General features: G+C 58.7%; 14 protein-coding genes. 7 read left to right on the forward strand and 7 right to left on the reverse strand.

The window, feature by feature from the left end; translation table 11 throughout:
* The first annotated feature begins 226 nt into the window (after nt 1-226).
* The 3 genes from SO140_RS40675 to SO140_RS40685 all read left to right on the forward strand — a co-directional run bounded on the left by SO140_RS40675 (nt 227) and on the right by SO140_RS40685 (nt 1656).
* The gene (locus SO140_RS40675) at nt 227-1000 is read left to right on the forward strand and encodes a protein phosphatase CheZ (protein WP_449376816.1); all 774 of its coding nucleotides are present in this window, start codon (nt 227-229) and stop codon (nt 998-1000) included.
* A 234-nt stretch (nt 1001-1234) separates the two neighbouring features.
* Complete coding sequence (locus SO140_RS40680) at nt 1235-1384, forward strand: hypothetical protein (RefSeq protein WP_449376817.1); 150 nt, start codon at nt 1235-1237, stop codon at nt 1382-1384.
* A 140-nt stretch (nt 1385-1524) separates the two neighbouring features.
* A complete protein-coding gene (locus SO140_RS40685; RefSeq protein ID WP_449376818.1) occupies nt 1525-1656 on the forward strand; it encodes a hypothetical protein in 132 nt (43 codons plus the stop codon).
* A gap of 125 nt (nt 1657-1781) precedes the next feature.
* Here SO140_RS40685 and SO140_RS40690 read toward each other — a convergent pair whose 3' ends face one another.
* Nucleotides 1782-2459, reverse strand: coding sequence for an AAA family ATPase (locus SO140_RS40690; protein ID WP_449376819.1), 678 nt, complete (start codon nt 2457-2459; stop codon nt 1782-1784).
* 550 nt (nt 2460-3009) lie between these two features.
* Complete coding sequence (locus SO140_RS40695) at nt 3010-3390, reverse strand: hypothetical protein (RefSeq protein WP_449376820.1); 381 nt, start codon at nt 3388-3390, stop codon at nt 3010-3012.
* Nucleotides 3391-3787: 397 nt separating this feature from the next.
* On the opposite strand from SO140_RS40695, the gene SO140_RS40700 reads away from it, so the two are divergent.
* A complete protein-coding gene (locus tag SO140_RS40700) occupies nt 3788-4732 on the forward strand; it encodes an AEC family transporter (RefSeq protein WP_449376821.1) in 945 nt (314 codons plus the stop codon).
* Nucleotides 4733-4839: 107 nt separating this feature from the next.
* On the forward strand, nt 4840-5244 hold the full coding sequence (locus SO140_RS40705) for a hypothetical protein (protein ID WP_449376822.1): 405 nt from the start codon (nt 4840-4842) through the stop codon (nt 5242-5244).
* A gap of 62 nt (nt 5245-5306) precedes the next feature.
* On the opposite strand, the gene SO140_RS40710 is transcribed toward SO140_RS40705, so the two are convergent.
* The 4 genes from SO140_RS40710 to SO140_RS40725 all read right to left on the reverse strand — a co-directional run bounded on the left by SO140_RS40710 (nt 5307) and on the right by SO140_RS40725 (nt 10316).
* Nucleotides 5307-5567, reverse strand: a complete 261-nt coding sequence (locus SO140_RS40710) for a hypothetical protein (protein ID WP_449376823.1) — start codon at nt 5565-5567, stop codon at nt 5307-5309.
* 265 nt (nt 5568-5832) lie between these two features.
* Nucleotides 5833-6129, reverse strand: coding sequence for a hypothetical protein (locus SO140_RS40715; RefSeq protein WP_449376824.1), 297 nt, complete (start codon nt 6127-6129; stop codon nt 5833-5835).
* A gap of 535 nt (nt 6130-6664) precedes the next feature.
* Complete coding sequence (locus SO140_RS40720; RefSeq protein WP_449376825.1) at nt 6665-8440, reverse strand: adenylate/guanylate cyclase domain-containing protein; 1776 nt, start codon at nt 8438-8440, stop codon at nt 6665-6667.
* A gap of 55 nt (nt 8441-8495) precedes the next feature.
* Nucleotides 8496-10316 carry an adenylate/guanylate cyclase domain-containing protein gene (locus SO140_RS40725; protein WP_449376826.1) on the reverse strand — a complete coding sequence of 607 codons (1821 nt, stop codon included), beginning with the start codon at nt 10314-10316 and terminating at the stop codon, nt 8496-8498.
* Nucleotides 10317-11026: 710 nt separating this feature from the next.
* Between SO140_RS40725 and SO140_RS40730 the strand changes: the two genes are divergently transcribed.
* On the forward strand, nt 11027-12226 hold the full coding sequence (locus SO140_RS40730; RefSeq protein WP_498543915.1) for a tyrosine-type recombinase/integrase: 1200 nt from the start codon (nt 11027-11029) through the stop codon (nt 12224-12226).
* Between the two features lie 53 nt (nt 12227-12279).
* Here the strand turns inward: SO140_RS40730 and SO140_RS40735 are convergent, their stop codons facing one another.
* Nucleotides 12280-12648: a hypothetical protein gene (locus SO140_RS40735; protein ID WP_498543916.1), complete on the reverse strand. Its 369-nt coding sequence runs from the start codon at nt 12646-12648 to the stop codon at nt 12280-12282.
* A gap of 268 nt (nt 12649-12916) precedes the next feature.
* On the opposite strand from SO140_RS40735, the gene SO140_RS40740 reads away from it, so the two are divergent.
* Nucleotides 12917-13306, forward strand: coding sequence for a hypothetical protein (locus SO140_RS40740; protein ID WP_498543917.1), 390 nt, complete (start codon nt 12917-12919; stop codon nt 13304-13306).
* Nucleotides 13307-13928: the final 622 nt, after the last annotated feature.

Here is a 13928-nt window from a genome sequence, read left to right on the forward strand (position 1 = left end):
AGCCGTTTGGTTTGGTAAACGGAAACCGTGTTTTGATTCACCACGTCGCGAACATCAGCCCCTTTTGCCCGCTAGCGTTTATTTTCGGTGAACGGCTGATACGCATGGTTAATCGCTGGTGTGCGCGCGAATTGCGAGCAATCGCAAAGCAGTTCCCGCCGTGAACGTCGTGTTAAATCCCTTCTGTCTACAAAGACCGCGTGAGTGAGGTGGGGGGAGTTCCAATATGGCTGTTCACCGCAAACGTTTTCGCGTCGAGGAAGCAATCGTCGGCGAGATGCCCAGTCCAGAGATGATCGACGAGGCTGCTCCGATGCACAGCGAGATCATGGCCGAGCTGCGCGCGATCCGCGCGCAGATGGCGCGCAACAGCCACGCCGGGCACGCCTCGCTCCCGCCGAGCGAAACCGTCATGGCCCAGGAAGTCGCCGACGCACGCGCGATGCTGGAGACCTACCGCGCCCAGATCGAACAGTGCGAGAAGCTGAAGGTCGAGCTCGACCTCATCCACGATGCCATCAGCCGAACCAAGCGCGAGATCGCTGTGCTGCACGGCAAGAGCTTCAACGGCGAGGAGATGGCCAAGGTCAATGGCGAGCTCGGCGCGGTGGTCGGCGGCACCGAGCAGGCGACCCAGCAGATCCTCGAAGCGGCCGAGTCGATCGACCAGGCCGCGAGCGCGCTCTCCAAGGTGGACTCGGTCGACCAGCAGAAGCGGCTTGCCGACGACATCCAGGAACGCGTCATCTCGATCTTCGAGGCCTGCAACTTCCAGGACCTGACCGGTCAGCGCATCAGCAAGGTGATGGGCACGATGAAGTTCATCGAGCAGCACATCAATGCGATGATGGAGATCTGGGGCGGCGTCGACGCGATCAAGGCCCACGCGCCGCCGATCATCGACACCCGCGATGAAGACGCCAAGCTCCTCAATGGCCCGAAGCTCGCCGGCGACGTCGGCCACGCCTCGCAGGACGACATCGACGCCCTGTTCGACTGACCGGACGGGACATAGAGAGAAGCAAAACGCCGGCGCCAAGCCGGCGTTTTTGTTTTCGAACCTCACCGCAAATCCAGACACCGGCACCCTCGCCCGCAAGGGGACAGGGGAGGAAGCGTGCCCGTGGTTAATCTCGCTTCAACGGCCTTCGCAGGCGCCGCATGGCGCATCCACGGCCCGTTTACGCATCGCGCCCTATCGTTTCTCTCAAGGACCAATCCATAGGGGGAAACCATGGGACATCGTACCCGGCCGACGGCCGCGGAAGACTTCGCGCCCGCCGATCTCTTGCAAGGACTTCTGGTGATCTCGTCGTTCGGCTTCTGGGCCGTGATGCTCGGCCTGATGCCGGTGCTGCTGTTTCGCGTCTGGCTCGCGGGCTGACGCGAAATAGTTAATCCGCGGTAGCGTCCGTGTTCCAATTGTGCGGGAGCCAGCGAGGCGGATGTTAAAACGTTTCTAGTATCACTCGCGCCCGCAAGCGAAGAACTCGCGGGGGGCGTTTAGTGAATACTCGAAATGATATGGCGCCTGGTTATCCGGCCGCCGAGCAGCAGGGCTTTACCACCGAGGACATCCTCTGGGCCGCCGGCATCTGGTCGGTGATCCTCACGCTGTCACCGGTGATCGTGTTCTACATGCTGATGGTGGCGTAGTGCTTGATCTCGAGATTCCGGGTTCGCCCTTCGGGCGCCCCGGAATGACAACGGAAGACCGAAAACGCAAAACGCGCGGGCCAACCGCGCGTTTTTCGTTGCCCAGGAAAAATGAACAATAAAAACTACGCGGCCTGCTTGTGCATTGCGCCGGATGCCGACGCCGTGCCACGGATTGCCTTGACTGAACGCTCGATCGCGGCCCACAGCCTTGCGATCTCCTGCGCGGCGCGGCTCTCCGCCTGATATTCCCGCGCGCCCTCGCCGTGGCTCAGCGCCATCAACAGATCCGAGCGGTTGGTGATCTGGCCGCCCCAGACCGGGGCGCGGAATTTTGCGAGCGCCTCGCGGGCGATGGTGACGATCGGGCTTTCGGCTTCGTCGCGGCGGGCGGGTGCGCCGTTGAGCACGACTGCGTAGGGCTTGCGCGCGGCGCGGCACATCTGGATGGTTTCCTGCACCGCGTTGACGTCGAACACGCCAGGCCGTGCCGGAATGACCACCATGGTTGCGTTCTTGATCGCGTCGTCGACCACGGCCGAAAGGTTCGGCGGCGTGTCGATCAACACCCATTCATAGCCGTCGCGCTTGGCAGCGGAGACGATGCCGCTGACCGAGTTGACGGCGGCCTTGATCGGCGGCTCGTTGGTGCCACGCAGCTTGTGCCACAGCGTGAGCGAGCCCTGCGGATCCGCGTCTACCAGCAGAACCTGTTTGCTCGCCTTGATCTGCGCGGCGAGATGTGCAGCAAGGGTACTCTTGCCCGAGCCGCCTTTACGCGATGCAAAAACAATAACGTTCATACCCTTGGCCTCCAGATTGACCCCAGGTCGCGAAAATGAATCAGCGCGCTGATTCGTGAAAGAAAAATTTACCGGGAGTTGCGTCACCGCCACGAAATAAAGGGCGTGTTGGCTTTTGAGTCACACTGCACGCGACGTCGTGGACATGAATTGCCATGAATGGCCGTTCGCCACGGCAAATCCTGCGTTTTTCAAGCAATCGTTCGGGAAGCGGCGGCACGCAACCTGCCCGAGCAAATCGATTCCCGACTCTTTTCGGCCGGGCGAAGGCGGAATTGCTGCATGGAGCTCGCCGAGTGACGCGTGAACAAAAGGAGTCCTTCGGCCAACATCACACATCATCACTGAGTCATTTTTACTCAGCCCGCCGCGAACTCCTTCCCCTCCTCCCATAGGGAGAAGTCGATTTGCGTCTGGCGATGCCCAGCATCGTCCGGCGCAAATCGGGTGAGGGATTGAGGTCCCACGAGAGAGTGAAACCCCTCACCCGCGCCTTCGGCGCGACCTCTCCCCATGGGAGAGGTGGAAAACGCGGCTCGCGGTTGGCGCCTCAGGTATCGTCGGCCTTGGGCTTCTTCTTGCCGGACTTGCTGCTCGCCGTCGTCTTCTTCGCGGCCGGCTTGCTCGAGATCTTCTTCCTTGCCACCGGCTTGATGTTGACGGGCTGGCCGGCTGCTGCCGCGTCGGGTTCCGGTCCCTGGCGGAAGAATACCGCGCACTGCGGCGAGAGCTGCGACTTTTTCTGGATCATGCAGGCGGTGATGGCATCGACGTTGGGCACGAACTCGCCGCACAACCGCATCGCATCGGGTGTGCAGGCCTGCTGCTGCTCCGGCGTATAGGCCTGGCTGGTGGCGGGCTGGACGGTGAAAGCCAGCGCGATCGCAGAGATCGCGGCAGCCAGGAACTTCTCGAAATGAAACGCCGGCATGATCCCCCCAATCTTTCCGAGTCGAAGGGAATAGTGGGTGAACGCTTCCGCGTTGGCAACCGAGCCGCGAGGCGAAAACCGCGAGCTGTGCGCTCCCTGCAACAGAAGACGCCAAGGCGATGCCTTGGCTATGGCGGAGCGCCCGGTGGGGCTCTTTCCAAGTGTCCCGTTGCGGAGACACGCTCTCCCCGGCCCTCTCCCGCAAGCGGGAGAGGGAGCGCCGCCCGCCTCCAACAAAAATCTCGAAAACAACCCCATGCAAAGTAGCCGGCGCGATCCGCGCGGACTCTTACGGATTTTACGAAATTCATTTGACACGTCGGGCAAATCACCGGCATTATGCCATCATCGACGGGTGTGGGGTGGTCAGCGGATATCCCCTCGAGGCGAGGACCGCATGGCTATCGTGTTGATCGTCGCGCCGGTGTTTGCCCTGATCGCGGCCGGCTATGTGGCGGTGCTGTTTCGCTTCGTCTCCGAGAGCGCACACAAAGGCATCTCCGAATTCGCCTTCAGCATCGCCATCCCCGCGCTGCTCTTCCGCACCATCGTCGTCTCGGAATTCCCGCATCTGAGCGCCTTCAGGATGTGGGGCGCCTATTACGGGGCGCTGGCAATCACCTGGCTCGCGGCGCTGGCGCTATCGGCCCTGCTGCGCGAGCGGCGCGAGGACCGCGAGGACGGCGTCGTGCTCGCGATCGGCTCGGTCTATGGCAACATCGTCATGCTCGGCATTCCGCTCACACTCTCGGCGCTGGGCAACGAGGCCGCGGGGCCGATGGCGCTCATCCTGTCGGTGAACACGCCGCTGCTCTGGCTCTGCGGCACGCTTCAGATGGAGCTGGTCGACCGCAAGCAGAAGGGCTCGGCGCTATCGATCATCCTGCCGGTGATTCTGGATCTTGCGCGCAACCCGATCATGCTGGCGATCGGTTTTGGCCTTATCTGGCGCCTCACCGGCTTCGGCCTGCATCCGGTCGTCGACAAGACGATCGAGCTGCTCGCGCAGGCGGGATCCCCGGCGGCGCTGATCGCGCTCGGCATCAACCTGTTCCGCTTCGAGATCAAGGGCGAGAAGCTCGGCATCGTCGTGATGTGCGCGCTCAAGCTGCTGGCGATGCCGGCGGCCGCCTTCCTGCTGGCAAAACTGTTGGGCCTGCCGCCGCTGGCGGCCGGCGTGGTCGTGCTGTTCGCGGCGATGCCGACCGGCGCGAATGCCTACATCTTTGCGGTTCAGTATCAGCGGCTGGTGAACCCGGTGTCGGGCGCCGTTGCTCTGGGAACGCTGCTGGCGGCGGTGACGTTGCCGGTGGTCGTGCTACTCGTCGCGCATCTGCAATAGCGGACCGAGCAAAAAATCAAAAGGCGCACACTCAGTGTGAGATATGTCACGGCCGTCAAGGTCGCCGGATCATATGCTGCGCCGAACCTCACAGCAGGATGCGGACCATGCAAATGCTCTTACACGATCATTTCATACAGAACTGGCCCATGCTGGCCGAGCTATCCCCGACGCAGGGGCAGCAGTTGATGGCTCTCCTTATGTGGATGTTCTCTTGGCTATGGGCATTGGGCGCCGCGGCCTCCATAACGTCATACCTGACTGTGTTCCAGCACCTGGATCAGCACCTGGCTCAGATGATGTTTGTGGGCTTTTTTCTTGTTGCGTTCTCCGTTGGATTGATGGTTATCGAAAGCCGGAGTGCTGGTCTCCATGCGGCGAGTGCAAAAGTTTCGAAGCAGCTCTCCTTGAGATTCAGCAGTCTGGCTTCAGCATGCATGATTGCCGGGCTGCTGCTATTGCTGATGACGTTCTCGGTGTGGGGGTACTTCCTGATGCATCCGCCTCACTAGAGCATGATCCGCGTGGAGGGTTTTCCGCCGCATTGAACTCGCGCCAGAGATCCATCCTCAAGTCAGCGCCAGATCAGCCAGAGCAGCGGCGCCAGGATGCAGAGGCTCAAGGCCACACCGAGCGACAGCCGGCCGAACCTGTGCAGCATCGACAACTGCGAGGGATCAATATTGGGCTGCAAATCCAGCCAGCGCCGAAAGCGCTCCAGCAGCCAGCCGAAGAGGTGAAAGAGAGCTTCGGCCAGCCGGATTACGAGTTCAAAGAGAATTTCGAAGATGAAGCCGGCCAGATCATCGAGGATGAGGTCGAACAGGATCTCCATGCACATTCACCGAGCTGTCGGCCCATCCACCGGGTCGCTGCTCGTACCTGACGTGGGGATCGAATGCGCATGGCGACAGAAGCTGGCGCTTCACCTTCCCGGGATCGTCCCGTGATGTCGGGCCAAGCTGGCATCAATCAAATGAGCGCGAAATCCTGAGCGAGTTGATTGACGGGCAAAGTGCTGCAGTGCACTTCCGCCTCGTCGTCCGATATCGCCCACCGGGCGTTCCTGCTGGCAAGGCTGTCCGGGCGCGCCAAACAGGTTAGGCGACTGCCGTCAACCTGCTGTCCGTTTCGCTGCTTGTGAAGAGTAGCCGTCTGCGAATGGCTTCCTCGACCAGCGCCAGTGTCTGCTTTGCTTCGCGGGCATCAGCCTCGGCCGCCTGTGCGCGAAACTCGATTGCCGTCAACTGATCTTGCTGAGCTTCGATACGCTTCTGGGCTTCCTCAAGAGCCATGGAGGCGTCTCTCAGCTTGCGCTCTGTGGTGGCTATGAGTTCGCGTTGCGCCCGCTCGGCGGCCTCAGCGCGAGCCTCCGTCTCGCGAACACTCTCCTCCATGCTGCGGAATAAATCCGCTGCCTGATAGACAAGCCCGAGAGCCCGAGCACCCGTGTTAGGCGAGGAGGACCTTGCAAACCCAAGGACAGTCTCTCCATCCGGTATTGATCTGCTGAAACCGCGCTGCGCCATCCAAATCAGCCCCACCGCGAATAATGTAAGGGGAGCAGGATGATGCACTTATGGTAAACGCGCGGTTAAGGGAGCCGCTGTCTGGCGCGGCTGCCGCGGAAGTTTAGACGGCCGCGTGTTTGCCACTGAGAACGAGGTGGTGTACCGGGTTCAATTCGGGCAACCGCGCTTTCCGAAGGCCGTCCCAATTGCGGTCAATTACGGCAATTGCGGTGACAGTGCACTTAATCGAACGCTGGTTCTTTCGCGCTTGCCGCAGCTCGGCTATCGCCTGCTCGGCCGAAGCGGGCGCATGGGCAGTCGTACCAGCCGCGCGATGAACGGTCGCCCAAGCGGCTTTCTGCCATTGGGCAATTTGTGCACTGTCACCGTAATTCCGCACCGTAATTCCGGGACACCGGGCTCATTCGGGCAACCCCGCTTTCCGAAGGCCCTCGGTCATCAACTTCGCGTTTGATCGCCCGCCGCGAGCGATCCACGAAGATATTGTAAAGGCGGGATTGAGCTCAAGCAGACGCGCCACCGCTTCACGCGCCTCACCGTCACGTCCAAGATGGGCGAAGGCGGACGCGAGAACGCAGTAAGCTCCCGAATGAGAGCGGTTCAGACGCAGGGCTTTTTTCGCTGCGGCGATGGCCTCGTCAAAATGGCGAAGCTCAATAGAGGCATACCCCATCCCAGCAAACGAATATTGTAGCCACGGGTCTACCGGGCTTACGCGCACGGCGCGCTCAAAGCTCGGGACCGCCTCCTCCAGCAGCCCCGCAACTCTATAGACATGGCCTCTGCAGTTCCATGCGTGAAATGAATTGGGGTTGAGCGCGACCGCCCGGTCGGCCATCTCGATCTCACTCTCACTATCGCCGACTGTGAACGCCGAGACTATGGCAGCCCATGCCAAGATGTCCGGATCACTATCGTCGACGCTCAATGCTAGGCGAAAAAGCCGAACTGCTTCCTTACGCTCGAATTGAGGATCGACGGCATAGCCGAGTTGGATGTTGAGATGGTGACAACCCGCTGCCAGCGCCGCGACCAACCCGAACCGAGGGTCCAGCTCCAAGGCGCGATGAGCAAGCCTTAGCGCCTCGGTCAAAGCTTCGGGTGTAGATAAGGAGAACTGCTGCAGAGCCCGCAGATAATAGTCATAGGCGGTGAGGTTCTCCGGTCGCCGCCGCGCCGCCATTGCCATTTCCGTTTGAAGCAATTTTGGCTGAATGGCCGAGACAACGGCGAGAGTAACTTCGTCCTGCAGAGCGAAAACGTCTGTAACGTCACGCTCGAACCTGTCCGCCCAGAGGTGCGCGCCTGTAATCGCATCAATCAACTGACCCGTGATGCGAACTCGCGCCGACGCCTTACGCACAGAGCCCTCAAGGACGTAGCGCACGCCAAGCCTGCGTCCGACCTCCTTTATATCGGCGGCTTTGCCTTTAAACGTAAAGCTTGAATTGCGAGCGATCACGAACAGCCACTTGAACCGCGAAAGCGCCGTAATGATTTCCTCAACCATCCCATCCGCGAAGTATTCCTGTTCGGGGTCGCCGCTCATGTTCTCGAACGGCAGGACCGCGATGGAAGGCTTGTCGGGCAACGGAGGCGGGCTCTCGCTCTCAGCAACTCGCGCAGGAGCAGCCTCTCGCGTTTCACTTGGTGCCCCCACCTGATAGGCCCTGATTGGCTCTTGGATGTTTTTGACCTGCTGAACACCAACGTCCACGAAGGTCATCGGCAAGACCTTGCGCACCTGATCGTATGTTACGCTGGAGATACACACGCCTCCCGGTTTCGCAATCGACTGTAGCCGCGCGGCAATGTTCACACCGTCACCGAAGAGGTCCCCAGCGCGTATCATTACGTCACCGATGTGGATACCGATGCGGAAACGTATGCAGCGATCAGGTGCGAGACCGGCGTTCGCTTCGGCCAAAGCGGTTTGCACCTCTACCGCGCAGTGCACGGCGTCCACAGCGCTTCCGAACTCCGCAAGGACACTGTCGCCTGCCGTGTTCGCTATGCGGCCCCCCTGGCTCCCAATGAACCGGTCTAGGATTGCCCGCCGTTCGGTCAGCCCTTTGAGCGTGCCGACCTCGTCAACGCCCATGAGGCGGCTGTAGCCCTCCACATCTGCTGCGAAGACTGCGACGAGGCGTCGGCTGACTGCCATAGGGTCTGACATGCGTGCCCCAATGCCCAACCTGTCGTGAGCAGTCTGGGCTCGGTGGCCCATCCCGTCAACTAAGGATGCCCTTGGTCACCGAACCGACTAAGGTCAGCTCGGGCACCCCGGCCAACCGCATGCCCTTAATGATGCGTCCGCACCCGGCACGGAACGTCGAATTATCGCTCCGTGCAGTGGTGGCATCACGAAAGCGGCGAATGGCGAAGCTCGGATCGAGCGCAAGTCCCGCTCGCACTGCGGCCCGCGCTTCCTCCAGCTCCCCGAGCAGCGCGAGCGTGGCCGCGAGACAGAAATGCACAACAGGATTATTCCGGTTTCCGTCGAGGCTCCGACGCAGCCAGACTACTGCTTCGGCATCGGCATTGAGGTGTATCTTGGCAACGCCAGCAATACCAAACCACTGGTTGACCAAGATGTCCCGAGGTGAGAGGCGGATTGCCTCGTTGATGTGAGCTTCGGTTTCTGCGCCTCGACCGAGAAGGAACTTGGCTATGCCGATTGAGGCATGAGCGGCGGCCAAATTGCGATCCAGCGCCAACGCCTGCTCGCACTCAGCGATGCCCCGTGACGCGCGCTTCGTATACATTTGCACGACGCCCCGAATTGCGTGGGCGGAAGCGTGGTTCGGCGCGAGGGATAGCGCTTTGGATACTGTCGTCTCTGCCACCGCAAGCCGCGCTGACCAATCGTCGGTCATAAAGTTAACTGCAATCAACACGTCGACCGCCGCTAAACCGACCATTGCCTCGATATTTCCGGGATCGAGCGCGATGGCCTTCTCGAAAAAACTGCGCGCTTGTGCCAAGTGATCAGGAGCCAGCCCCTTGTTGAACCAATTTCTACCCTGGAACACCAGGTCCATCGCGTCGGGATGCAATGAACGTTCGGCTCGGCGCGCCTCGGCGGTAATGAGTTCGGCATTTAGTGAGTTGGCTAGCCTCGAAACGATTTCGTCCTGCATGTCAAAAAGGTCGGCAACGGGCTTGTCAAAGCGCTCGGCCCAGAGGTGGTTGCCGGTTTCGGCGTCGACCAATTGCACATTCACCCGCAGGCGGCTGCCGCCACGTTGCACCGAGCCTTCGAGCACATAGCGGACGTTTAACTCACGTCCCAGCTTCTTTACGTCAACGGGTTTGCCCTTGAACGTGAAAGCGGTGTTGCGCGCAATCACGAACGCTCCATTGATGCGCGACAAGTCCGTGGTGAGGCTCTCCGTCACACCATCAACGAAGTAGTCCTGTGTCGGATCACCGCTAAGATTGGCAAAGGGCAGCACAACGATGGAAAGACGAGGAGCTGAGAGCGGGCTTAGCCTCGGTGTGGCCGCGCTGGAGCTACCCCGAACCACTGCATAAGCCCGCACGGGAAGGGCGATGTTTTTGAGGTTCTGCTCACCCAGGTCGGCGAACTCAACGCCGACCTTGCCACGGACATAGTCGTAGGCAGAAGACGAAATGCAGATGCTGCCGGGTTCCGCAATGCCTTCAAGCCGCGCCGCGATGTTGACACCGTCTCCAAAAATATCATGAGGCTCGACAATTATGTCGCCGATATTGATGCCCACGCGGAAAGCAATGCGCTCGTCTTCCGCATCGCCGATTGTAAGGTCGTTGATGCGGGTCTGAAACTGCATAGCAGCCCGAACGGCTTCGACTGCGCTCGGAAACTCCGCCAAGAACCCGTCCCCGGTGTTCTTGACAATCCGGCCACCGTGCTCGGCGATTGCCGGGGCGACAGCGCCCGCGAGGAGCGCCGTCAGCTTGGCATGCGTAGCCTCTTCATCTTTGTGCATTAGCCGCGAGTAGCCCGCCACGTCAGCCGCGACTATGGCTGCGAGCCTGCGTCCGACCCTGCCTGGATGCGCTTCGTCCATAGAACGCGATCCCGTTCGAGACAGGCATTATGTACGACGGAAGCGTCTATGAAACCACCGCGCGAACCTCTGACCTACCGGCCCGCCGAGGTTTGGGTTTAGCAAGATGCCCCGGTGTTCCCGTCCGGGTTGCGCACACGTTCCTCAACGAGAACAGAGAGCTACCTAGTTCGCTGCCCAGTGGGGCGCACAAAACGCGCTCAACGCTAATAAGACTGAGGCGCTGGTACAGTTGGGTGGGCTCGAACCACCGACCTCCTGTTCCACAGACAGGCGCTGATCTCCATCCCTACCGTTTCTAGCGCTGAATACTTGCACAGGAAGGCACAAAATCGCCAACGAAATCAAAGAAAAACCTTAGCGTTTCTTCCTATCATCAACCATTGCTCCCAAAATCTTACCAAACATCAGTATTCATAGACGCGCTTCCTGTCTTTCTTGCCAATTTCGGCGTCAATCAAGCCCAAAATGGTAGTCTCGCTTGGCTTAAGGTCGCACTAGTTACGTTACGATTAGCTGTTGAATTCGCCTTATGTTCTTAAGTTGTTGATTTATTAGACGATATTTCTCGATAAATACTTTGAATTATCTTTTCTTAGCTTATAGATATCGCCATCATTTCTACCATAAACTTGCTTCTATACTTCGCCATATCCTTGACCCTTCCCATGGAGGTCTATACTCTGTCAATACAGGAAATGGGAGCGTCCATGGCTACAGGGAAGATCACACTTCGGCTGGTCAAAGCCTTCTGCCTTCAGGCACAGCGGCAGGACAAAGCCCTCTACCTCTGGGATACCGAGCTCCAAGGCTTCGGATGTCATGTCTTCCCGTCTGGGAAGGTCTCTTGGCTACATCAGCACTGGGAAGGCGGCCGAGGGGGCAGACCTCGCCGCATCGTCTTCGGTTCCCTTCCCTCAATGAAAGTCCCCGCCGCCAGAACCAGAGCCGAGAAGCTCCGTGTCCAGGTTTCTGATGGCATCGATGTCCTCTCTAGGAAGGCCGAAAGGCTACAACTACAGCGTCAAGCTCTCGCCGCACCAACGGTCTCTGAAGCCATTGATCAATACCTGTCTGGCAAGCCGACAGAGGACGACAAATACTGGCGAGAGACGAAGGCGATCTTCGATAACTCCGCTGTCCCAGACCTTGGCTCATCGAAGCTCCAGGACGTAACCAGAGCCGACATCCGCAAGCTCATTGACGCCAAGCTTGACGATAACCTTCCTGGAGCAGCCAGGGCCCTGCATGCCTCACTGAGAGCTTTCTTCGGCTTCTGCGTCCAAAGAGACCTGATCGCTAAATCTCCAATGGATGGGCTTGTGTGCCCGTCTCCTGTGCGTCGTGATCGCATCCTTACCGACCAAGAAATCAAAGCCCTGTGGTCTTCGTCTCAATCCATGGGGTACCCATTCGGACCCATCTACCAGATGCTACTGCTAACAGCGCAGCGTCGTGACGAAGTCTCAGGCATGGCGTGGTCAGAGATTGATATCGATAACGCCCTTTGGACGATACCTTCAGCCAGGACGAAGAACGGAAAAGCTCACATCGTTCATCTGTCTTCCCCAGTCTTATCGATCCTGAAGACCATTGAGAAAAGCGATGGTCTTGTCTTCACCACGACCGGAGAAACCTCCGTCTCTGGCTTCAGCAAAGCCAAGGCAAAGCTTGACCTCAAGATGCCAGAAGAGACACAGCCATGGCGTATCCATGATCTTCGTCGCACCGCAGCCTCAGGGATGGCACGGCTAGGTATCCTGCCAGCGATCATCGAGAGAATTCTCAATCACCTGTCTGGAGAACAGGGAGGACTCCAGGGCATCTACCAGCGATACGAATATCTCGAAGAGAGAAAGAAAGCCCTTGACGCTTGGGGCCTGTACCTTGAGAAGCTGATCGAGCCCTAAGCATCGAAGAGTCTTGACGCAACCCCCCGTTGCATGTATAATATACTTGAGAACTAGGGTTTTCCCTTCATTTTCACGGTGATCTTCGATCCCGTATCCAACCCCCTCCCCATCCCTATCATGCCAGCAGTTTTCGGCCTTCCCACGGCTGTCGAGGGACAGTCCAACGCCGCCTGCGGCGAACTACACATTTTCAAAATTTGACCGACAAACAATTTGCCCTCTCCGGCAACTGGGCGCTTGCCAGCGATGGCGTGCAATGGGTCCTGCAGCGGAGCCGCTACAAACATGGTCGCATAGATTGGCGTCCCGTCTCCTTTGTCCGTTCCACGAAGGACATTTTGGCTCGATGCATGCGTGAGAAGGGCTGCCCACCAAACGATGCCCAGCGACTGTTGAGCAGATTGCCAGACCGTTTCCAAGATGCCTCTCAAAGCCATTTTGAACTGGTCTGAGCGATCTCTCAACGTTCAGGCTACTTCGCCAGCCCTCCCGACATAAACGCATCAGACCGCCTCTAAGGCCTCCAGGGACTCCGTTGACCGTAGGTCATCCTTACGGATCAGCCATCCCTTCGCTCCTATCCCCGACCTCCTGCCAAAAGGGCAGCCAACCAAGGCCAATCGCAAGCAGATGCTCTGCGCTGTTGGCCATCACACGCCAATCTGATTGGCTAACCAAAGGACCATTATGGCCAAACCCAAACCACTAGTCGACCGAACTAAGGAAACCTTCTTTCTGCAATCCGAAGCGGATCAAAAGAGGGAGCTCCAGCCCGATATGATCCAGCTCTCCGACCATGACGGCCTGATCACCTACGGGAGAGGCGATGTTGTCACTCGCCAGAACATCGAGAAGCTGAAGGACGAAGAAGACCGAGCTGGTACTCCGGTTTCTGGACAGGCTGATGGAGCCAATAAGGTCAAGGACCTGCCCAACGGCTACCAGGCTCGATGCCTACCGCCCTATTGGCACTGGACCGTACACTTCGACGGCGAGGCTCTGAACCTCGGCAGTTTTACTGAGCTCCCGCTCGCTGAATCTGCTGCTCTCTCCCATCACATGACCAAAGCAAGCTGAGCACCTCAGCGAAAGGACTAAACTAATGAACGAACAGAACGACGATTCACTCTTCCATGAACCCAAAAGCCAAGAGCTGGTAGCGAACCATGAGCGGTCTAGTTGGCAATTGGCAGAGACCATAAGGCGCAACGATCCCCGTCAGTATTGGTCACCGAAATTTCAATCGCAGCTCCATAAGCTAGCCCAGAAAGAGAAGGAAGATTTCTATGGCAAGTAAGCCCAAAAATAACTACAGCCCAATCAAGGGACCCAAGACGGTCGCCATCGCTGAAGCCCTAGCTATCGCAAATGCTCAGACCGGAGGAAGGAAGCCTCCGGCAGATAACTGGGCACAACAGAACGCTCACAAGCCAAATGTCACCCGGACTGTGGCAGCCGATCCCGTCGCTCTAGCGAACTCCAACGGAGGCAATATAGCAAAGCGAAGGTGACTTAAGGATCAAAGGAGAAACCAAGGCGGGTAGGCTCGATGCTTGCCCGCTTTAATCTTGGAATCAAATGAACATCATCAAAACTGACTTAGCAGACGGCAGACGCCTGGTGTCTATACCAGTACATCCGAAGGGCATCTGTCTTCTTTACGCAGAAGATCTTCTCAAGCTCATCGAGCTCGGTGTCT

The organism is Bradyrhizobium sp. UFLA05-108 (genome assembly GCF_059803455.1).

Bases quoted from the DNA above. Each gene is read 5' to 3' on its own strand.
- SO140_RS40685 (WP_449376818.1), top strand. From the start codon at position 1,525: ATGGCGCCTGGTTATCCGGCCGCCGAGCAGCAGGGCTTTACCACCGAG.
- SO140_RS40715 (WP_449376824.1), bottom strand. From the start codon at position 6,129: ATGGAGGAGAGTGTTCGCGAGACGGAGGCTCGCGCTGAGGCCGCCGAG.
- SO140_RS40710 (WP_449376823.1), bottom strand. From the start codon at position 5,567: ATGGAGATCCTGTTCGACCTCATCCTCGATGATCTGGCCGGCTTCATC.
- SO140_RS40730 (WP_498543915.1), top strand. From the start codon at position 11,027: ATGGCTACAGGGAAGATCACACTTCGGCTGGTCAAAGCCTTCTGCCTT.
- SO140_RS40675 (WP_449376816.1), top strand. From the start codon at position 227: ATGGCTGTTCACCGCAAACGTTTTCGCGTCGAGGAAGCAATCGTCGGC.
- SO140_RS40680 (WP_449376817.1), top strand. From the start codon at position 1,235: ATGGGACATCGTACCCGGCCGACGGCCGCGGAAGACTTCGCGCCCGCC.
- SO140_RS40695 (WP_449376820.1), bottom strand. From the start codon at position 3,390: ATGCCGGCGTTTCATTTCGAGAAGTTCCTGGCTGCCGCGATCTCTGCG.
- SO140_RS40725 (WP_449376826.1), bottom strand. From the start codon at position 10,316: ATGGACGAAGCGCATCCAGGCAGGGTCGGACGCAGGCTCGCAGCCATA.
- SO140_RS40705 (WP_449376822.1), top strand. From the start codon at position 4,840: ATGCAAATGCTCTTACACGATCATTTCATACAGAACTGGCCCATGCTG.
- SO140_RS40690 (WP_449376819.1), bottom strand. From the start codon at position 2,459: ATGAACGTTATTGTTTTTGCATCGCGTAAAGGCGGCTCGGGCAAGAGT.
- SO140_RS40700 (WP_449376821.1), top strand. From the start codon at position 3,788: ATGGCTATCGTGTTGATCGTCGCGCCGGTGTTTGCCCTGATCGCGGCC.
- SO140_RS40720 (WP_449376825.1), bottom strand. From the start codon at position 8,440: ATGTCAGACCCTATGGCAGTCAGCCGACGCCTCGTCGCAGTCTTCGCA.
- SO140_RS40740 (WP_498543917.1), top strand. From the start codon at position 12,917: ATGGCCAAACCCAAACCACTAGTCGACCGAACTAAGGAAACCTTCTTT.